The following is a 19,528-nucleotide window of genomic DNA, read 5'->3' as shown; positions in this document are numbered from 1 at the left end:
CGGCAGCCCGGGCGGTCGTTAGGGTCGCCGGGTGTGGGCTCCCTCACCCGGGAGCGACGGGACAGGTGCGGGCCGACGACCTCGGCCCGGCCGGGATGAGGAGTGGTCATGCAGGTCGGTGTGCCGCGCGAGGTCAAGAACAGGGAGTACCGGGTGGCGCTGACCCCGGCCGGGGTCACCGAGCTGACCCGGGCGGGGCACACGGTGCTCGTCGAGCGGGGCGCGGGGGAGGGCAGCTCCATCCCCGACGCCGACTACACCGCCGCCGGCGCGCGGATCGTGGCGGGCGCCGACGACGTCTGGGCCGACGCCGACCTGCTGCTCAAGGTCAAGGAGCCGGTCGAGGAGGAGTACGGCCGGCTGCGCGCCGGGCAGACGCTGTTCACCTACCTGCACCTGGCCGCCTCGCGGGCCTGCACCGAGGCGCTGGTCGCCTCCGGCACCACCGCGATCGCCTACGAGACCGTGCAGACGGCGAACGGCGCGCTGCCGCTGCTGGCGCCGATGAGCGAGGTCGCCGGGCGGATGGCGCCCCAGGTCGGGGCGCACAGCCTCGAGCGCGCGCACGGCGGCCGCGGCGTGCTCCTCGGCGGGGCACCGGGCGTCTACGCGGCCAAGGTCGTCGTCATCGGGGCCGGGGTCTCGGGCATGAACGCCGCCACCATCGCGCTGGGGATGCAGGCCGAGGTCGTCGTCCTCGACCGCGACGTCGACAAGCTGCGCGCCGCCGACAACGTCTACCGCGGGCACCTGCAGACGGTGGCCTCCAACGCCTACGAGCTCGAGCGGGCCGTCCTCGACGCCGACCTGGTGATCGGCGCGGTGCTGGTGCCCGGCGCCAAGGCGCCCACGCTGGTCAGCAACGAGCTGGTGTCGCGGATGAAGCCGGGCTCGGTCCTCGTGGACATCGCCGTCGACCAGGGCGGGTGCTTCGAGGACAGCCGGCCCACGACACACGACGAGCCGACCTTCCGCGTGCACGAGTCGGTGTTCTACTGCGTGGCGAACATGCCCGGTGCGGTCCCGAACACCTCCACGCACGCGCTGACCAACGTGACGCTGCCCTACGTCATGGCCCTGGCCGAGAAGGGGACGCGGGCCGCGGTCGCCGCCGACCCGGCGCTGGCGCACGGCGTCAACGTCGTCGCCGGTCAGGTGGTGCTGCCGGAGGTGGCCGAGGCGCACGGCATGGCCGCCGTCGGCCTGGAGAAGGTGGAGGGAGACCTGCCCTGACCGCGATCCTGCCCGCGGGCACCACCGCCGGTCCCGACGTCGAGCGGGTGGTGGGCGGCTACCTCGACCACCTCGCCGTCGAGCGCGGCCTGGCCGCCAACACCATCACCTCCTACCGGCGCGACCTGCGCCGCTACACCCGCTTCCTCGCCGACGCCGGCGTCCGCGGGCTGGGCGAGGTCGCCGAGAGCGACGTCTCCGGGTTCCTCGCCGCGCTCCGGCAGGGCGACGACGAGCACCCGCCGCTGTCGGCGACGTCGGCGGCGCGCGCCGTGGTCGCCGTCCGCGGGCTGCACCGGTTCGCGCTGCTCGACGGCCTGGTCCCCGGCGACGTCGCCGCCGAGGTCCGCCCGCCCGCGCCGGCCCGGCGGCTGCCCAAGGCGATCCCGGTGGAGGCCGTCGTCGCGCTGATCGAGGCCGCGGGCTCGCTCGGGGGTCCCCGCGGGCTGCGCGACCGGGCGCTGCTCGAGGTGCTGTACGGCACCGGCGCGCGGATCTCCGAGGCCGTCGGCCTCGCCGTCGACGACCTCGACCGCGGGCAGGCCGTGGTGCGGCTGGCCGGCAAGGGCGGCAAGGAGCGGATCGTCCCGGTGGGCAGCTACGCCCTGCGCGCCGTCGAGGACTACCTGGTGCGCGCCCGTCCGGCGCTGGCCGCGGCGGGGACGCGGGCGGGGAGGGGCGGCGGCCGCGGCGGGGGGCTGTTCCTCAACGCCCGCGGCGGCCCGCTGTCGCGGCAGAGCGCCTGGGCGATCCTGCAGACGGCGGCCGAGCGCGCGGGCGGGGCCGCCGGCCTGTCGGTCGACCACGTCTCCCCGCACACGCTGCGGCACTCCTTCGCCACCCACCTGCTCGACGGCGGCGCGGACGTCCGCGTGGTGCAGGAGCTGCTCGGCCACGCGTCGGTGACGACCACGCAGGTCTACACGCTGGTGACGGTCGACAAGCTGCGCGAGGTGTACGCCAGCAGCCATCCGCGGGCACTGTCCTGACGAGCCGGCGGCGTTCCGTTCGGCAGATCCTGCCCATGGGCTCCGCCCGTTAGAGCCGCGTCCACGGCAACATCCGCCAGCACCGGCGTGTCCGGTGGATCGCCGCCGGTCATCTCCCTACGTTCGGGAGGACCCGAGCGGACCGGGCCGGCCGACCGCGGCCGGCACCGCCGGGGAGCACGGAGGAGTGGCGACTCATGGCGATCCGAGGGGACGGAGCCGGTCAGGCTCTCGCACTCCCGGCCAGCGGCGGGGAGATGGGGGCGGCCGCCTCGCGGCCGGACCCGGCTCGCGCGCGGCAGCGCAAGCTGCCGGAGCCGCCGCCGCTGACCGAGCACGGCCCGGCGCGCGTCATCGCGATGTGCAACCAGAAGGGCGGCGTCGGCAAGACGACGTCGACGATCAACCTGGGTGCCGCGCTGGTCGAGTACGGCCGCCGCGTGCTGCTGGTCGACCTCGACCCGCAGGGCGCGCTGTCGGTCGGCCTGGGCGTGCCCGCCCAGCAGCTGGAGCGCACCGTCTACAACGCCCTGATGGAGCGCCACACCACGCTGGCCGACGTCCGCGTGGCCACCGACGTCCCGGGCCTGGACCTGGTGCCGAGCAACATCGACCTGTCGGCCGCCGAGGTGCAGCTGGTCAGCGAGGTCGCCCGCGAGCAGACCCTGCTGCGCGCGCTGGACTCCGTGCGCGACGAGTACGACTACGTCCTGATCGACTGCCAGCCCTCGCTCGGCCTGCTCACGGTCAACGCCCTGACCGCGGCGCACGGCGTGGTCATCCCGCTGGAGTGCGAGTTCTTCTCGCTGCGCGGGGTGGCGCTGCTGGTCGACACCATCGACAAGGTCAAGGAGCGGCTCAACCCCGAGCTGGAGATCTCCGGGATCCTCGCGACGATGTACGACACCCGGACCGTGCACTGCCGGGAGGTGTTCAGCCGCGTGGTCGAGGCCTTCGGCGACACCGTGTTCCAGACGGTCATCCAGCGCACCGTGCGCTTCCCGGAGACCACCGTCGCCGGCCAGCCCATCACCACCTGGGCGCCGACCTCCTCGGGTGCGGCCGCCTACCGCGACCTGGCCAAGGAGGTCATCGCCCTGTGACCCGGCGTCCCGTGCTCCCGGGTGCCGCCGAGCTGTTCCGGCGCACCGACACCCCGCAGGCGGAGGTGACCGAGCTGCCGAGCCTGGCCTCGGCGGTGAGCTCCCCGGCGCTGCGCGGCGGCCGCCGCTCGGCCGAGGCCGCACCGGCCCCGGCCGGCGACGCGCCCGCACCGCTCACCCTCGTGCCCGGCGGCGCCCCGGCCGACCCGCTGGCCGCCTACCGCGGCCCGGCCCCGGCTCCGGCTCCGGTGCCCGCCGCGCCCGGCGCCCGGACCCGCGGCAAGGCCGCCCGCGCGGCCGGCGACAGCCGCACCCGGCACGACGAGAAGATCACCGTCTACATCTCCGCCGAGGACCTGCTGGCGCTGGAGAGCGCCCGGCTGTCGCTGCGCGCCCAGCACGGCGTGGCCGCCGACCGCGGCCGCATCGTCCGGGAGGCGATCTCGGTGCTGCTGGCCGACCTGGCCGAGCAGGGCGAGGACTCGGTCCTGGTCCGGCGGCTCCGCGGCTGACTGTCGGTGGCACCGCCTACCCTTGCGTTCCGTGAGTGCGAGCACGCAGGCGGTGGCGGAGCGCGGGGCTGACCCGGCGCGCTTCACCGTCCGGCTCACCAACTTCGAGGGCCCGTTCGACCTGCTGCTGCAGCTGATCAGCCGGCACCAGCTCGACGTCACCGAGATCGCCCTGTCGGTCGTCACCGACGAGTTCATCGCCCACCTGCGGGCGCTCGGCGACGAGCTCGACCTCGACCAGGCCAGCGAGTTCCTCGTCGTCGCCTCGACGCTGCTCGACCTCAAGGCCGCCCGGCTGCTGCCGGCCGCCGAGATCGACGACGAGGACGACCTCGAGCTGCTCGAGGCCCGCGACCTGCTCTTCGCCCGGCTCCTGCAGTACCGCGCCTACAAGCAGGCCGCCGCCTTCCTGCGCGAGCGCGAGACGGTCGCCGCCGGGCGCTGGGCCCGCGAGGCGCCGCTCGAGCCGCGCTTCGCCGAGCTGCTGCCCGAGGTGCTCCTCGGCATCACCCCCGAGCAGTTCGCCGCGCTGGCCGCGAAGGCGCTCACGCCGAGGGAGCCGCCGACCGTCGGCGTCGCGCACCTGCACGCACCGCCGGTGAGCGTCGCCGAGCAGCTGCTCGCCGTCCGCACCGCCCTAGCCGGCGCCGGGACGCTGACCTTCCGGTCCCTGACCGGTGACTGCACGACGACGATGGAGGTCGTCGCGCGCTTCCTCGCGCTGCTCGAGCTCTACCGCCAGCAGCGGGTCACCTTCACCCAGCCCACCCCGCTCGGGGAGCTGTCCGTCCGCTGGACCGGCCCCGCCACCGCGGAGCCCGCCGACGACGGTGCGGCCGACGACGGCGCCACCCGGGACCTGCCGTGACGGGGCCCGAGGAGCGCGCGCCGATCTCGTGGGAGGCGCTGGCCGCCGAACTCGAGGCCACCCGGGAGGAGGAGGCCGGCCGCCCGGACGCCGCCGACCCCGCGGTGTGGGACGCCGTCGCCGCCGAGCTGGCCGCCCGGGTCGCCGAGCGCCCGGTGCCGGACGCCGGCGACGTCCCCCCGGTCCCCGGCCGGCCGCTGCCGCTGCCCGGGCTCGAGCTGCCGGAGCCGGAGCCGCAGCCGGAGCCCGAGCCGGCGGTCGAGCTCGATCCGGCCGGGCTGCGCGGCGGGCTGGAGGCGCTGCTGTTCGTCGCCGACGGCCCGGTCGACGAGGTCACGCTGGCCGCCGCCCTGCGCTGTCCGGTCGCCCGGGTGCGGGCCGCGCTGACCGACCTGGCCGCCGACCACGACGCCCGCCGGTCGGGCATCACGCTGCGCCGGGTGGGGGAGGGCTGGCGGTTCTACACCCGCGAGGAGTTCGCGCCCGTCGTCGAGCGGCACCTCGCCGAGGGCCAGCGCAGCCGGCTCACCCAGGCGGCGCTGGAGACCCTCGCCGTCATCGCCTACCGGCAGCCGGTGACCCGCGCGCGGGTGTCGGCGATCCGCGGGGTCGGCGTCGACGGCGTCATGCGCACGCTGCTGACCCGCGGGCTGGTCGTCGAGGTCGGCACCGACCCCGACAGCGGCGGCGGCCTCTACGGGACGACGCCGCTGTTCCTCGAGCGGCTCGGGCTCACCGGTCTCGACGAGCTGCCGCCGCTGGCGCCGCTGCTGCCCGACCCGGTCGCGCTCGCCCGCGAGGAGGCCGCCGGCCCCTCGGACGGGTGAGCGCGGGTGTCCGCCACCGCCGCGCGGATACGTTGCGGAGCATGACCCCCCGCACGCTCGCCGCCCCGCTCGTCGTCTCCGCGCTGCTGCTGGCCGGCTGCTCGTCGGAGGACGACCGGCGCCAGGAGGCCTTCTGCGAGCAGGTGCCCGACCTGCTGCGGGACATCACCGGCGAGGTCGACGCCGTCTACTCCGACCCGCAGTCGGCGCCGCAGGTGCTCGACGACGCGGTCGGCCGGCTCGAGGCCGTGGACCCGCCCGAGGGCGTGGCCGACCAGTGGGGCGACCTGGTGACCTCCTGGCGCGGGCTGGCCGACCTCCTCGGCCAGGCCGACCTGACCGACCCCTCGGCGAACGCCGACCTCGCTCCGCGGCTGCAGGAACTGCAGGACGACCTGGTCTCCTCGGGCGAGGCCGTGGACGAGTACGGCAAGGCCACCTGCTGACCGCCGTCCCGCGCCGGCCGGTGCCCGCCGCCGGGGTGGGAGACTGGAGCGGATGGACACCGCACCGCATCCCGACGGACTCCCCGACCCCGACGAGTCGTCCGGCCGCCCCGGCGGGGAGGGCTGGTCGGAGGACATGGAGCTCGCGCCGGTCCACCCCGGCGACCGCGAGCCGGCTCCCGCGTCCGACGACCGGCAGGGGGAGCGGCTGCAGAAGGTGCTCGCCCGCGCCGGCGTCGGCTCCCGCCGCGTCTGCGAGGAGATGATCGACCGCGGCCGGATCAGCGTGAACGGCGCGGTCGTGACCGTGCAGGGCATGCGCGTCGACCCCGCCACCGACAAGATCGCCGTCGACGGCAGCCGGCTCGAGCTGCGCGACGACCGGGTCACCTACGCGCTGAACAAGCCCTCGGGCGTCCTCACCGCGATGAGCGACGACCGCGACCGCCCCACCGTCGGCGACATGGTCGGCGACCTCGCGCCCGGGCTGGTGCACGTGGGCCGCCTCGACCAGGACACCGAGGGCCTGCTGCTGGTCACCAACGACGGCGAGCTGGCGCACCGCCTCGCCCATCCGTCCTACGGGGTGAAGAAGACCTACCTCGCGCAGGTGTCCGGCTCGGTCTCGCGGGACCTGCACCGCCGGCTGCGCGCCGGCATCGAGCTCGACGACGGCCCGGTGAAGGTGGACTCCTTCCGCGTCGTCGACACCCACGCCGGGCAGTCGGTGGTCGAGGTCGTCCTGCACGAGGGCCGCAAGCACATCGTCCGGCGGCTGCTGGCCGAGGTGGGGCTGCCGGTGTCGCGGCTGACCCGCACCGCGGTCGGCCCGGTGTCGCTGCAGCGGATGCGCAGCGGCGCGATCCGCCGGCTCACCCGCCAGGAGGTCGGTGCGCTGGAGGAGCTCGTCGGGCTGTAGCGCGCCGCCCGAGGGGCCGAGCCGCTCAGCCGAGCGGCTCGACCGTGACCGGGGTGGTGAGCACCCGCTCGACGCCGACGACCCGGTCGGGACCGGTGAGGTGCACGGTCGCGCGCAGCCGCAGGTCCTCGCTCGAGGCGCCGACGGCCAGCGCCACCTCGCCGGCCTCCACCACGCGCCGCAGGTCCCGCCCGGTGAAGGACGCCCGGTCGGCGTGCAGCCGGAACGACACCCGCGCCGCGGCGCCGGCGGCGAGCTCCACCCGCGCGAAGCCGACGAGCCGGCGCACCGGCTGGACCACGCTGGCCACCGGGTCGGACAGGTAGAGCTGCACCACCTCGGCGCCGTCGCGGCCGCCGGTGTTGCGCACCGTGCAGGAGACCCTCAGCTCGCCGCCGGTGGGCCACGAGGTGGCGGAGACCTCGAGGCCGGAGTACTCGACGGTCGTGTAGCCCAGGCCGTGGCCGAACGGGAAGGCCGGCGTCGGGTCGGCCGAGCTGATCCCGCCGGCCCGGCCGAGGGTCGGCGCCAGGTAGGTGGCCGGCGAGCCGCCGGGCCCCCGCGGCACCGACACCGGCAGCCGCCCGGAGGGGCCGACCCCGGCCGCTGAGCACGCCCGCGACCGCGCCGGCGCCCTCCTCGCCGGGGAAGAAGGCCTGGACCACCGCGGCCGCCCGGCCGGCGATGTCGCCGAGTGCGTAGGGCCGGCCGGTGAGCAGCACCACGACGACGGGGGTGCCGGCGGCCAGCAGGGCGTCGAGCAGCTCGCCCTGGACGCCGGGCAGCCGCAGGTCCGCGGCGTCGCAGCCCTCGCCGGAGGTGCCGCGGCCGAACAGCCCCGAGCGGTCGCCGACGACGGCCACGCACACGTCGGCCTCGCGGGCCGCGGCCACCGCGGCGTCGATGCCGCTTCGGTCGGTTCCCTGGACCGGGCAGCCGAGGGCGGTGCGCACCTCGGCGCCGGGGAACTCGGCCCGCACGGCGTCGAGCAGCGTGGGCACCCGCAGGCCCAGCGGCACGTCGGGGTGCTGCACGCCGACGTGGTTGGGGAAGGCGTAGCAGCCCATGAGGGACAGGACCTCGTCGGCGCACGGGCCGACGACGGCGATCCGCTGCGGCGCGGCCAGCGGCAGCACGCCGCGCGGGTTGTCCAGCAGCACCACCGAGCGCTCGGCCAGCACGCGGGCCACCTCGCGCAGGTGCGGCGGGTCGAGGTCGAGGGGCTCGCCGTCGCGCAGCGCCTCGGGCTCGGGGTCCCAGCCGGCGTCGAGCAGGCCGAGCTCGCCCTTCTGCCGCAGCACCCGCTCCAGCGCGCGGTCGACCAGCGCCTCCGGGACCTCTCCGCTGCGCACCCGCTCCAGCAGCGGCGTGCCGTAGCAGCGGACCGTGGGCAGCTCGACGTCGACCCCGGCGGCCAGCGCCAGCGCGGCGGCCTCGCCCGGCGAGGCGGCCACGTGCTGGGTGGTCTCGAGGAACGAGACGCCGAAGTAGTCGGCGACCACCACGCCGTCGAAGCCGAGGGTGTCGCGCAGCAGCCCGGTGAGCAGCGCCGGGTCGGCGGCCGGCGCGACCCCGTCGACGGCGGCGTAGGAGTGCATGACCGAGCGGGCGCCGCCCTCGCGCAGCGCCGCCTCGAACGGGGGCAGCAGCAGGTCGGCGAGCTCGCGCGGGCCCATCCGCACCGGGGCGTGGTTGCGCCCGGCCCCGGAGGCGGAGTAGCCGGCGAAGTGCTTGAGGGTGGCGACGACGCCGGTGTCCTCCAGGCCGCGGACGTAGGCGCTGCCGAGGGTGGCCACCAGGTGCGGGTCCTCGCCGATGGTCTCCTCGGTGCGGCCCCAGCGGGCGTCGACGGCGACGTCGAGGACCGGGGCCAGGCCCTGGTGCACGCCGATCCGGCGCAGAAGCCGGCCGATGCCCGCGGCCATCTCCTGCACGGTCGCCGGGTCGAAGGAGGCGCCCCACGCCAGCGGGGTCGGGAACACCGTCGCCTGCCAGGCGGCCAGCCCGGTCAGGCACTCCTCGTGCGCGATCGCCGGGATGCCCAGGCGCGAGCCCGCCACGATGCCGCGCTGGGTGGCCGCCAGGACCCGGGCGCCGGTGAGCGGCTCCACCGGCGCGGTGCCGAAGACGCGGGTCAGGTGGCCCAGGCCGGGGCGGGTCAGCACCTCCCACGGGGGCAGCGGCTCGGCGAACTCGTGCTGGTGGGGTGCGACGTCCTCGCCGTCGCCGATCGTCGTCCAGACGCCGTAGAGCTGCGCGACCTTCTCCTCGAGGGTCATCTCGGCCACGAGCTCGGCCACCCGCCCGGCCAGCGGCCGGGAGGGGTCCCGCCAGGTGCCCGCCCCCGCGTCGGCGGCGGGGCGGCCGGCGGGGTCGTCTACGGGGCGGTGGGCGAGCAGGGGCTGGTCGGTCACGGTGCGCTCCAGAGGTGCTGGCGGAGGACCGGCGGCGCAGGGCGCGCGCCCGCCGGCGATGCGGGGGAGGGAGGGTCAGGGACGGCGGGCCGTGGACGCGCGCGGCACCAGCGAGGTGGCCAGCTCGACCCGCTGGCTGGCCAGCTCGCGGCCGCTGACCAGGTCGAGCAGCATGCGCCCGGCCATCCGGCCCATGTCGGCCAGCGGCTGGCGCACGGTGGTCAGGGGCGGGGAGGACCAGCGGGCCATGGGGAGGTCGTCGAAGCCGACGACGGACAGGTCGCCGGGCACCGACAGCCCCGCCTGGCGGGCGGCCTCCAGCACGCCGAAGGCCTGCTCGTCGCTGCCGGCGAAGACCGCCGTCGGCCGGTCGGGCAGCTCCAGCAGCTCCCGGGCGCGCTCGTAGCCGCCGTCGTGGTGGAAGTTTCCGTGGCGCACCAGCGCCGGGTCGGCCGGGATGCCGGCGCGGTCGAGCGCGGCGCGGTAGCCGTCGATGCGGGCCCGGCTGCACAGGTAGTCCTCGGGGCCGCCGACGACCGCGATCCGCCGGTGGCCCAGCTCGACGAGGTGCTCGGTGGCGGACATGCCGCCGGACCAGTTGGTGGCGCCGACGCTGGGCACGTCGGGGCCGGGCATGTCGACCGGGTCGATGACGACGACCGGCAGGTCCGAGCGGCCCAGCCGGCGCGGTGACCGTGCCGGCGGCCTACACCGTGGCCCGCAACTCCGGGCGCGCGGTGCAGCGGATCTTCTCGCTGATGCTGATCGGGCTGGCCATCCCCGCGCAGGCGACGATCATCCCGGTCTACCTGCTCATCACCCAGATGCGCCTGTACGACACCCTGCTCGCGATCATCCTGCCGACGGCGGCCTTCGCCCTGCCGGTGGCGCTGCTGGTGATGACCAACGGCCTGCGCGACATCCCGAACGAGCTGTACGAGGCGCAGACGCTCGACGGTGCCGGACCGTTCGGGGTGCTGCGCCACCTGGTGCTGCCGCTGGCCAGGCCGGCGATCACGACGGTGGCGGTGTTCACCGCGCTGAACGCCTGGAACGGCTTCCTCTTCCCGCTGGTGCTCACCCAGTCACGGGACACCCGCGTGCTCACCCTCGGGCTGTGGGACTTCCAGGGGCAGTTCGGCACCAACGTGCCGGGTCTGCTGGCGGCCGTCACGCTGTCGGTGGTGCCGATCTTCGTGCTGTACCTGGTCGGCCGGCGCTACCTGCTCAGCGGCCTGACCGCCGGCTTCGGCAAGTAGCCGCCTCAGTGGGCGTCCAGCCACCGGGCGGGGTCGTCGACGACGTCGGCGAGCGCGCGCAGTGCCGCTCCCGTCGCCCCCGCCGCCGGCGCGCCGGGTGCGGCCTCGACGCGGGGCCGGCGCCAGCGGGCCGACAGCACGCGCCGGCCCAGGTGCTCCTCCAGTGCGGGGCGCAGCAGGCCGGCGAGCTCGCCGAGGTGCCCACCGAGGACCACGACCGGCACGTCGAGCACGTTGAGGACGCCGGCCAGCGCGATGCCCAGCGCGCGCGCCGCACCGGCCACCGCCGCGCAGGCGGGGGGGTCGCCGCCGGCCGCGCGCCGGGCCAGTTCGCCGGGGGGAGTGCCGCGCGGCAGCCCTGCGGCGGCCAGCAGGGCGTCGCGCCCGGCGTACTGCTCCAGGCAGCCGGTGGACCCGCAGCGGCAGGCCGGCCCGTCGGGGTCGACGCACACGTGGCCCATCTCGCCGGCCCAACCCGAGCTGCCGCACATGACCCGGCCGTCGAGCACCGTGGCGCCGCCGATCCCGATCTGGCCGGACAGGTAGACGAAGTCGCGGTGCGGGCCGGGTCGGCCGGGCGCGGTCTCGGCCACGGTGCGCGCGGCGAGGTCGGCCTCGTTGCCGGGCACCGGATCCAGTCCGCCGGGCAGCCGCGGCGCGAGCAGGTCGGCCGGGGAGACGTCGGACCAGCCCAGGTTCGGCGCGCGCAGCAGCACCCCGGTGCCGCCGTCGACGATGCCCGGCAGGGCGAGGCCGGCACCGGCCACCCGCGTGCCGTCCGGCAGCCCGCCGAGCAGGTCCGCGGCGAGATCGCCGAGCCGGGCCAGGGTGGCGGCGGGGTCGCTGCCGCGCAGGTCGCCCGGCTCCACGCGCTCGCCCACCACCCGTCCGCGCAGGTCGAGCACCCGGCCGGCGAGCAGGCCGGCGTCGGCCTGCAGGCCCAGGGCGACCACCCGGGAGCCGGGCGCCAGGGGAGTGGCCGGCCGGCCCCGGCGGCCCGACGGCGTCGCCTCGACCTCGTCGAGCAGGCCGCCGGCGACCAGGTCGTCGGCGAGGCGGGCGGCGGTGGCGCGGGTCATCCCGGTGGCCGCCGCGACGTCGGCCCGCGAGGGGAGGGTGTCGGCGGTGCACACCGTCCGGAGCACCAGGGCGAGGTTGGCCGGGCGCGGGGTCGAGGACCGCGCGCGACCCACCTCGAGGCTGGACACCGGCACGGTCACGGGTTGAGGTTAGCTGTGACGTGCATTATGTTCTAGCCTGAAACAAAATTGGTCGGCCCGTCTCCGCACACCCGTTCCCGGGAGGAACCCCATGGCAGCGCAGCCCACCCGCGAGGACCGCTTCTCCTTCGGCCTGTGGACGGTGGGCTGGAACGCCCGCGACCCGTTCGGCGAGGCCACCCGCCCGCCGATCGACCCGGTCGAGAGCGTGCACCGGCTGGCCGAGCTCGGCGCCTACGGCGTCACCTTCCACGACGACGACCTGATCCCGTTCGGCACCGCGAGCGGCGAGCGCGACAAGATCATCGAGCGCTTCACGGGTGCCCTCGAGGAGACCGGCCTGGTGGTGCCGATGGCGACCACCAACCTGTTCACCCACCCGGTGTTCAAGGAGGGCGCGCTCACTGCCAACGACCGCGGCGTCCGCCGGTTCGCGATGCGCAAGGTCATGCGCAACATGGACCTCGCCGCCGAGCTCGGCGCGAAGACCTACGTGCTGTGGGGCGGCCGCGAGGGCGCGGAGGTCGACGGCGCGAAGGACCTCACCGCGGCGCTCGACCGCTTCCGCGAGTCGATCGACACCCTGGCGCAGTACTCCGAGGACCGCGGCTACGGCCTGCGCTTCGCGCTGGAGCCCAAGCCCAACGAGCCGCGCGGCGACATCTTCCTGCCCACCATCGGGCACGCGATCGCCTTCATCTCCACCCTCGAGCACGCCGACCTGGTGGGCGTGAACCCCGAGGTCGGGCACGAGCAGATGGCCGGCCTGAACTACACGCACGGCATCGCCCAGGCGCTGTGGCAGGGCAAGCTCTTCCACATCGACCTCAACGGCCAGCACGGCATCAAGTACGACCAGGACCTCGTCTTCGGCCACGGCGACGTGCTGAGCGCCTTCGCCACGGTCGACCTGCTCGAGCACGGCGGCCCGAACGGCGGCCCGGCCTACGAGGGCCCGCGCCACTTCGACTACAAGCCGCTGCGCACCGAGGACCTCACGGGCGTCTGGGAGTCGGCCGCGGCGAACATGCGCACCTACCTGCTGCTCAAGGAGCGGGCCGCCGCCTTCCGCGCCGACCCGGAGGTGCAGGAGGCCCTCGCCGACGCCGCGGTGCCGGAGCTCGCGCAGCCGACCCTCGGCGACGGCTCCTACGAGGAGCTGCTGGCCGACCGCTCGGCGTTCGAGGACTTCGACGCCGAGGCCGCCGGCGCCCGCCGCGGCGGTCAGGTGCGCCTCTCGCAGCTCGCCGTCGAGCACCTGCTCGGCGCCCGCGGCTGACCGGCGGGACGATCGCGCCGATGACTCTGGTCGCGGGGGTGGACACCTCCACCCAGGCGTGCAAGGTCGTCGTCCGGGACGCGGCGTCCGGGACCCTCGTGCGCGAGGGCCGGGCGCCGCACCCCGACGGCACCGAGGTCGCCCCCGCGGCCTGGGCCGCCGCTCTCGAGCAGGCAGTGGCCCAGGCGGGGGGCCTGGACGACGTCGCGGCGGTCGCCGTGGGCGGCCAGCAGCACGGCATGGTCTGCCTCGCCGAGGACGGCGAGGTCGTCCGCGACGCGCTGCTGTGGAACGACACCCGCTCGGCCGGTGCGGCCGCGGACCTGACCCGCGAGCTCGGTGACGGGCCGGCGGGGCGCCAGGCGTGGGCCGACGCCGTCGGCCTGGTCCCGGTGGCCTCGTTCACCGTCACCAAGCTGCGCTGGCTGGCCGAGCACGAGCCGGACAACGCCGCCCGGACGGCCGCCGTCTGCCTGCCGCACGACTGGCTGACGTGGGTGCTGGCGGGGCGTCCGGGCCTGGACGCGCTGGTCACCGACCGCGGGGACGCCAGCGGCACCGGCTACTGGTCGGCCGCGACGGGGGAGTACCGCACCGACCTCCTGGAGCGGGCGTTCGGCGCCACGCCGCACCTGCCCCGGGTGCTCGGCCCGGCCGAGGCGGCGGGCACGTCCGCGGCCGGCGCGGTGCTCGGCCCGGGCACCGGCGACAACGCCGCGGCCGCACTCGGCCTGGCCGCCGAGCCCGGCGACGTCGTCCTGTCGGTCGGCACCTCCGGCGTCGTCTCGATCGTCTCGGAGACCCCGGCCGCCGACCCCAGCGGCGCGGTGGCCGGGTTCGCCGACGCCACCGGGCGGTTCCTGCCGCTGGTCGCCACCCTGAACGCCGCCCGCGTCCTCGACGCCACCGCGCGGCTGCTCGGCGTCGACCACGAGGAGCTGTCGCGGCTGGCGCTCTCGGCCCCGGCCGGCGCCGGCGGGCTGGTGCTCGTCCCCTACCTGGAGGGCGAGCGGACGCCGGACCGGCCGACGTCGACAGGCGCCGTCCACGGCCTGACACTGGCCACCTCGACCCCGGCGCACCTGGCCCGCGCCGCCGTCGAGGGGCTGCTGTGCGGCCTGGCCGACGGTCTCGACGCCGTCCGCGCCACGGGCGCCGAGGTGCGCCGGGTGCTGCTGGTCGGTGGCGGTGCGCGGTCGGAGGCGGTCCGCCGGATCGCCCCCGCCGTCCTCGGCGTGCCGGTGCTCGCTCCGCCGCCGGGGGAGTACGTCGCCGACGGCGCCGCCCGCCAGGCCGCCTGGGTGCTGTCCGGCGCGGCCGAGGCACCCGAGTGGCCGCGGCCTGGTACGGAGGTCCACGAGGCCGACCCGACCCCCGTCGTCCGCGAGCGCTACGCCGAGGTCCGCGACCTCACCGCCCACCGCGCCTGACCAGCCCCGCAGCACCCGCCCGTCACCCGGACCACCCGGCACCGTCGCCGAACCCGCGAGGAGCACCCCATGGCCACCGTCACCTACGAGTCCGCCACCCGCGTCTACCCCGGAGCCGACCGCCCGGCCGTCGACGCGCTGGACCTGGAGGTCGCCGACGGCGAGTTCCTCGTCCTCGTCGGCCCGTCCGGCTGCGGGAAGTCCACGTCGCTGCGGATGCTCGCGGGGCTCGAGGACGTCGACGGCGGCCGGATCCTCATCGGCGAGCGCGACGTGACCGACCTGCCGGCGAAGTCGCGCGACATCGCGATGGTGTTCCAGAACTACGCGCTGTACCCGCACATGACCGTGGCCGACAACATGGGCTTCGCGCTCAAGATGGCCAAGGTCGGCAAGGCCGAGATCGGCGAGCGGGTGCGCGAGGCCGCCCGGCTGCTCGACCTCGAGCAGTACCTCGACCGCAAGCCGCGGGCGCTGTCGGGCGGCCAGCGGCAGCGGGTGGCGATGGGCCGGGCGATCGTGCGCAAGCCGCAGGTCTTCCTCATGGACGAGCCGCTGTCCAACCTCGACGCCAAGCTGCGGGTGCAGACCCGCACCCAGATCGCCCAGCTGCAGCGGCGGCTGGGGATCACCACCGTCTACGTCACCCACGACCAGACCGAGGCCATGACGATGGGCGACCGGGTCGCGGTGCTCAAGGACGGCCTGCTCATGCAGGCCGGCCGTCCCCGGGAGCTCTACGACCGGCCGCGCAACGTCTTCGTCGCGGGCTTCATCGGCTCGCCGGCGATGAACCTCGTGGAACTGCCGGTGGCCGACGGCGGGGTCCGGTTCGGCGACACCGTGCACCCGGTGGAGCGCGAGGTGCTCGGCCGCGCCGGCTCCGACCGGGTGGTGCTCGGCGTGCGGCCCGAGGACCTCGAGGTCGCCGGGCAGGGGCTGCCCGTGGAGGTCGACGTCGTCGAGGAGCTCGGCGCCGACGCCTACGTGTACGGCCACGCCGACCTCGACGGGCAGCGGCACACCGTGACCGTCCGGGTCGACGGCCGCCGCCCGCCGCTCAAGGGCGACCTGCTGCACGTCGCGCCGCGCACCGGCCAGGTGCACCTGTTCTCCAGCCTCGACGGCGAGCGGCTCGGGTGAGTCTCCCGCCCACCGGCGAGCAGCACGTCCTCCGCTCCGGGGACGCCGAGGCCGTCGTCGTCGAGGTCGGTGGCGGGCTGCGCACCTACCGCGCCGGCGGGCGCGACGTCGTCGACGGGTTCGACGCCGGCGAGATGGCCCCGGACGTGCGCGGCAACGTGCTCGCGCCCTGGCCCAACCGGCTGCGTGACGGCGAGTGGTCCTGGAACGGCACCGCGCTGCGCACCCCGGTGACCGAGCCGGAGCGGGGGACGGCGATCCACGGCCTGGTGCGGCACGTGGCGTGGCGGCTGCTGGCCCGGTCCGACGACGCCGTGGTGCTCGAGCACCTGCTGCACCCGCAGCCGGGCTATCCCTTCTCCCTGCGCCTGCGGGTGGGGTACGAGCTGTCGGCGGACGGGCTGCGGGTGACGACCACCGCCACCAACGAGGGCGACGCCGACCTGCCCTACGGCGAGGGCCACCACCCCTACCTCGCCGCCGGGCCGGGCCTGCGGGTCGACGACTGCACCCTCACCCTCCCCGCGGCCACCCGCGTGCTGACCGACGACCGGCTGCTGCCGGTGGGGAGCGAGCCGGTCGAGGGGACCCCGTTCGACCTGCGCGGCGGACGGCCCGTCGGCGACCTCGTCGTCGACGACTGCTTCACCGACCTCGCCCGGGACGCCGACGGCACCGCCGAGGTGCGCCTCGTCCGCCCCGACGGCAGCGGCGCCGCCGTCTGGATGGACTCCTCCTACGGGTACCTGCAGGTGTTCACCGGCGACGTCGTCGAGCCGCCGTCGCGCCGCCGTCTGGGGCTGGCCGTCGAGCCGATGACCTGCCCGCCGGACGCCTTCCGCTCCGGGGAGGCGGTCGTGCGGCTGGAGCCGGGGGAGTCCCGCACCGGCACCTGGGGCATCCGCCCCCTCTGACCCGCTCACCCGGTCGTCCGGATCCCATCTTGCCTGCCGGACCGTTATCCCCAACTCAACTGCCGTTCTCCCAGCAGGGCGAAGCCTTCGTAGCGCTAAAGGCGCACCGGACGAAGCGGAAGAGGGGCCTCGTAGCGCTGAAGGCGCACCGGACGAGGGCGGAGGAGGGGCCTCGTAGCGCTGAAGGCGCACCGGACGAGGGCGGAGGAGGGGCCTCGTAGCGCTGAAGGCGCACCGGACGAGGGCGGAGGAGGGGCCTTCGTAGTGCACATGGCGCACGGGGGAGGGGCGGTGGCGCGGGGTACCTAGACTCGACCGGGCACCCCGTTTCCGGGAGCCGGGACCGATCGAGGAGGGTGCACGTGGCCGTACGGGCCATCCGCGGCGCGACACAGGTGGACGCCGACGACCGCGACGAGGTCCTCGAGGCCACCCGCGAACTCGTGAGCACCGTGGTGGAGCGCAACGGCCTCGACCACGACGACATCATCAGCATCCTGTTCACCGCCACCCCGGACCTGGTCTCGGAGTTCCCGGCGCTGGCCGCCCGCGAGCTCGGGATGGGCGACGTGCCGTTGATGTGCGCCACCGAGATCGGCGTCCCGCACGCGCTGCCGCGGGTGCTGCGGCTGATGGCGCACGTGGAGACCGATCGGCCGCGGACGGAGATCCAGCACGTGTACCTGCGGGGTGCCGTGGCGCTGCGACGGGACATCGCGCAGTGAGCGAGCGCCAGCGAGCGGAGACCACTACGCGGGGTGATCGCGCAGTGAGCGAGCGCCAGCGAGCGGAGACCACTGTGCGGGGTGATCGCGCAGTGAGCGAGCGCCAGCGGGCGGAGACCACTGTGCGGGGTGATCGCGCAGTGAGCGGGTTCAGGGGTCAGGTGACCCTCGACGGGCCGTCGGGGACGGGCAAGTCCAGCGTGGCGCGGGCGGTCGCCGCCCGGCTCGGGGCGGCCTACCTCGACACCGGGGCCATGTACCGCGCGGCCACGGTGGCCGTCATCGACGCCGGCGTGGACCCCGAGGACGCCGACGCGGTGGCCCGCGTGGTCGCCGGCGCCCGCATCGAGGTGGGGACGACGGCCGGCGTCGAGCAGGTGGAGGTCGACGGCGCCGACGTCGCCGAGCGGATCCGCGGCGCCGAGGTGACCCGCAACGTGTCGGCGGTGTCGGCGGTGCCCGCGGTGCGCCGTCAGCTGGTCGACCAGCAGCGCGCGCTGGTGGCCTCGGCCGACGCCGTCGTCGTCGAGGGGCGCGACATCGGCACCGTCGTGCTGCCCGACGCGACGCTGAAGGTCTACCTGACCGCCGCCCCGGAGGTCCGGGCGCAGCGGCGGGCGGGGCAGCTCGGGATCGGCGACCCGGCGGAGGTCGCCGCGCTCGCGGCCGACCTGCGCCGCCGGGACGAGTACGACAGCAGCCGCGCGGACAGCCCGCTGCGGCCGGCCGCCGACGCGGTGGTCGTGGACAGCACCGACCTGGACCGGGAGGCCGTCGTCGACCGCGTCGTCGACCTGGCGCTCTCGGCGGTCGGGGCAGGGGAGAGGACATGAGCGAGGAGGGCACGGGAGGTCCGCTGCCGGTGGTGGCGATCGTCGGCCGCCCCAACGTGGGCAAGTCGACGCTGGTGAACCGGATCCTGGGACGGCGCGCCGCGGTGGTGCAGGACATCCCGGGGGTGACCCGCGACCGCATCTCCTACGAGGGGCTGTGGAACGGACGGCGGTTCACCGTCACCGACACCGGCGGGTGGGACCCCAAGGCGGAGGGGCTGGGGGCCTCGATCAGTCGGCAGGCGGAGTTCGCCATGCGCACCGCCGACGTGATCGTCCTCGTCGTCGACAGCACCGTCGGTGCGACCGACACCGACCTGGCCGCCGCGCGCATCCTGCGCCGCAGCGACCGGCCGGTGATCGTCGTCGCCAACAAGGTCGACGACGAGCGCAGCGAGTCCAACGCCGCCGAGCTGTGGTCGCTGGGCCTGGGGGAGCCGCAGCCGGTGAGCGCGCTGCACGGCCGCGGGTCCGGCGACCTGCTCGACCTGGTGCTCGACGCGCTGCCCGAGGCGCCGCGAGGGGAGCCCGAGGAGGGCGGCCCGCGGCGGGTGGCACTGGTGGGCAGGCCCAACGTGGGCAAGTCCAGCCTGCTCAACCGGCTGGCCAAGGAGGAGCGCTCGGTCGTCGACTCCGTGGCCGGCACCACCGTGGACCCGGTCGACTCGCTCATCAGCCTGGGCGGCGAGGAGTGGCGGTTCGTGGACACCGCGGGCCTGCGCCGCAAGGTGAACACCGCCAGCGGCACCGAGTACTACGCCAGCCTGCGCACCGAGGCCGCCATCCAGGCCGCCGAGGTCGCCGTCGTGCTGCTGGCCGCCGACGAGGTGATCAGCGAGCAGGACCAGCGGGTGATCACCCAGGTGATCGAGGCCGGCCGCGCGCTGGTCATCGCCTTCAACAAGTGGGACGCCATCGACGAGGACCGGCACGCCCAGCTGGAGCGGGAGGTCGACCGCGACCTCGCCCGGATCAGGTGGGCGTCGCGGGTCAACATCTCGGCCGTCAGTGGCCGCGGCGTCGGCAGGCTCGCCGACCACCTGCGAGCGGCGATCGCCTCCTGGGAGACCCGGGTGCCGACGGCGGAGCTCAACGCCTACGTGCGTCAGCTGGTGCAGGAGACGCCGCCGCCGGCCCGCGGCGGGCGCGCGCCGAAGATCAAGTACGTGACGCAGGCCGACGTCCGGCCGCCGCGGTTCGTCGTCTTCTCCACCGGCTTCCTCGAGGCCGGCTACCGCCGGTTCCTCGAGCGCAAGCTGCGCGAGCGCTGGGGCTTCACCGGTACGCCGCTGGACATCTCGGTGAAGGTCCGCGAGGGCCGGGGGAACGACAAGCGCGGCTGACCACCGTCGGGGACGGGGGAGCCGGTGCGGTAACCTGCTCCTGCAGCGATCGGGCGGTGTGAGCCGCCCGG

General features: G+C 75.8%; 19 protein-coding genes and 1 pseudogene. 16 read left to right on the top strand and 4 right to left on the bottom strand.

Annotated features, from left to right (window positions below; all coding sequences use genetic code 11):
- Positions 1 to 108: 108 nt before the first annotated feature.
- From ald to HLV61_RS15615, 8 genes are all read left to right on the top strand, one after another.
- Positions 109 to 1,233 carry an alanine dehydrogenase gene (ald, locus tag HLV61_RS15650; RefSeq protein ID WP_369256994.1) on the top strand — a complete coding sequence of 375 codons (1,125 nt, stop codon included), beginning with the start codon at positions 109 to 111 and terminating at the stop codon, positions 1,231 to 1,233.
- Between the two features lie 50 nt (positions 1,234 to 1,283).
- A complete protein-coding gene (locus tag HLV61_RS15645; protein ID WP_369256992.1) occupies positions 1,284 to 2,222 on the top strand; it encodes a site-specific tyrosine recombinase XerD in 939 nt (312 codons plus the stop codon).
- Positions 2,223 to 2,419: 197 nt separating this feature from the next.
- Positions 2,420 to 3,325, top strand: coding sequence for a ParA family protein (locus HLV61_RS15640; RefSeq protein WP_369256990.1), 906 nt, complete (start codon positions 2,420 to 2,422; stop codon positions 3,323 to 3,325).
- Positions 3,322 to 3,837: a hypothetical protein gene (locus tag HLV61_RS15635; protein WP_369256988.1), complete on the top strand. Its 516-nt coding sequence runs from the start codon at positions 3,322 to 3,324 to the stop codon at positions 3,835 to 3,837. The genes HLV61_RS15640 and HLV61_RS15635 overlap by 4 nt, the downstream gene beginning before the upstream one ends.
- Before the next feature lie 31 nt (positions 3,838 to 3,868).
- Positions 3,869 to 4,705 carry a segregation and condensation protein A gene (locus HLV61_RS15630; protein ID WP_369256986.1) on the top strand — a complete coding sequence of 279 codons (837 nt, stop codon included), beginning with the start codon at positions 3,869 to 3,871 and terminating at the stop codon, positions 4,703 to 4,705.
- Positions 4,702 to 5,532 carry an SMC-Scp complex subunit ScpB gene (gene scpB, locus HLV61_RS15625; RefSeq protein ID WP_369256984.1) on the top strand — a complete coding sequence of 277 codons (831 nt, stop codon included), beginning with the start codon at positions 4,702 to 4,704 and terminating at the stop codon, positions 5,530 to 5,532. The genes HLV61_RS15630 and scpB overlap by 4 nt, the downstream gene beginning before the upstream one ends.
- Positions 5,533 to 5,573: 41 nt before the next feature.
- A complete protein-coding gene (locus HLV61_RS15620) occupies positions 5,574 to 5,978 on the top strand; it encodes a hypothetical protein (RefSeq protein WP_369256982.1) in 405 nt (134 codons plus the stop codon).
- A 52-nt stretch (positions 5,979 to 6,030) separates the two neighbouring features.
- Positions 6,031 to 6,897 (top strand): pseudouridine synthase, encoded by an 867-nt coding sequence (locus HLV61_RS15615; RefSeq protein ID WP_369256980.1) that lies wholly within the window; start codon positions 6,031 to 6,033, stop codon positions 6,895 to 6,897.
- A gap of 25 nt (positions 6,898 to 6,922) precedes the next feature.
- On the opposite strand, the gene HLV61_RS15610 is transcribed toward HLV61_RS15615, so the two are convergent.
- The 3 genes and pseudogenes from HLV61_RS15610 to HLV61_RS15600 all read right to left on the bottom strand — a co-directional run bounded on the left by HLV61_RS15610 (position 6,923) and on the right by HLV61_RS15600 (position 9,977).
- Positions 6,923 to 7,186 carry a fibronectin type III-like domain-contianing protein gene (locus HLV61_RS15610; protein WP_369257052.1) on the bottom strand — a complete coding sequence of 88 codons (264 nt, stop codon included), beginning with the start codon at positions 7,184 to 7,186 and terminating at the stop codon, positions 6,923 to 6,925.
- Positions 7,187 to 7,547: 361 nt separating this feature from the next.
- Positions 7,548 to 9,176: pseudogene (locus HLV61_RS15605) on the bottom strand (glycoside hydrolase family 3 protein); the annotation flags it as partial.
- Between the two features lie 210 nt (positions 9,177 to 9,386).
- The gene (locus tag HLV61_RS15600) at positions 9,387 to 9,977 is read right to left on the bottom strand and encodes a substrate-binding domain-containing protein (RefSeq protein ID WP_369257050.1); all 591 of its coding nucleotides are present in this window, start codon (positions 9,975 to 9,977) and stop codon (positions 9,387 to 9,389) included.
- 23 nt (positions 9,978 to 10,000) lie between these two features.
- Here HLV61_RS15600 and HLV61_RS15595 point away from each other — a divergent pair, with 23 nt between their 5' ends.
- Entirely contained in the window at positions 10,001 to 10,570 is a 570-nt protein-coding gene (locus tag HLV61_RS15595) for a carbohydrate ABC transporter permease (RefSeq protein WP_369256978.1), read from the top strand.
- Between the two features lie 5 nt (positions 10,571 to 10,575).
- On the opposite strand, the gene HLV61_RS15590 is transcribed toward HLV61_RS15595, so the two are convergent.
- The gene (locus tag HLV61_RS15590; RefSeq protein WP_369256976.1) at positions 10,576 to 11,790 is read right to left on the bottom strand and encodes an ROK family protein; all 1,215 of its coding nucleotides are present in this window, start codon (positions 11,788 to 11,790) and stop codon (positions 10,576 to 10,578) included.
- A gap of 91 nt (positions 11,791 to 11,881) precedes the next feature.
- Between HLV61_RS15590 and xylA the strand changes: the two genes are divergently transcribed.
- From xylA to der, 7 genes are all read left to right on the top strand, one after another.
- The gene (gene xylA, locus HLV61_RS15585) at positions 11,882 to 13,069 is read left to right on the top strand and encodes a xylose isomerase (RefSeq protein ID WP_369256974.1); all 1,188 of its coding nucleotides are present in this window, start codon (positions 11,882 to 11,884) and stop codon (positions 13,067 to 13,069) included.
- Between the two features lie 20 nt (positions 13,070 to 13,089).
- Positions 13,090 to 14,499, top strand: a complete 1,410-nt coding sequence (xylB, locus tag HLV61_RS15580) for a xylulokinase (protein ID WP_369256972.1) — start codon at positions 13,090 to 13,092, stop codon at positions 14,497 to 14,499.
- 69 nt (positions 14,500 to 14,568) lie between these two features.
- Positions 14,569 to 15,642, top strand: a complete 1,074-nt coding sequence (locus HLV61_RS15575; protein ID WP_369256970.1) for an ABC transporter ATP-binding protein — start codon at positions 14,569 to 14,571, stop codon at positions 15,640 to 15,642.
- Complete coding sequence (locus HLV61_RS15570) at positions 15,639 to 16,556, top strand: aldose 1-epimerase family protein (protein WP_369256968.1); 918 nt, start codon at positions 15,639 to 15,641, stop codon at positions 16,554 to 16,556. Before HLV61_RS15575 ends, HLV61_RS15570 begins: the two co-directional genes overlap by 4 nt.
- Before the next feature lie 362 nt (positions 16,557 to 16,918).
- Entirely contained in the window at positions 16,919 to 17,281 is a 363-nt protein-coding gene (gene aroH / locus HLV61_RS15565) for a chorismate mutase (RefSeq protein WP_093579003.1), read from the top strand.
- 140 nt (positions 17,282 to 17,421) lie between these two features.
- The gene (gene cmk / locus HLV61_RS15560) at positions 17,422 to 18,114 is read left to right on the top strand and encodes a (d)CMP kinase (RefSeq protein ID WP_369256965.1); all 693 of its coding nucleotides are present in this window, start codon (positions 17,422 to 17,424) and stop codon (positions 18,112 to 18,114) included.
- Positions 18,111 to 19,457: a ribosome biogenesis GTPase Der gene (gene der / locus HLV61_RS15555; RefSeq protein WP_369256963.1), complete on the top strand. Its 1,347-nt coding sequence runs from the start codon at positions 18,111 to 18,113 to the stop codon at positions 19,455 to 19,457. The genes cmk and der overlap by 4 nt, the downstream gene beginning before the upstream one ends.
- Positions 19,458 to 19,528: the final 71 nt, after the last annotated feature.

It is taken from the genome of Geodermatophilus amargosae, assembly GCF_041028265.1.
Taxonomy (GTDB): domain Bacteria; phylum Actinomycetota; class Actinomycetes; order Mycobacteriales; family Geodermatophilaceae; genus Geodermatophilus; species Geodermatophilus amargosae_A.
This window is presented reverse-complemented; position numbering and strand designations above follow the sequence as displayed.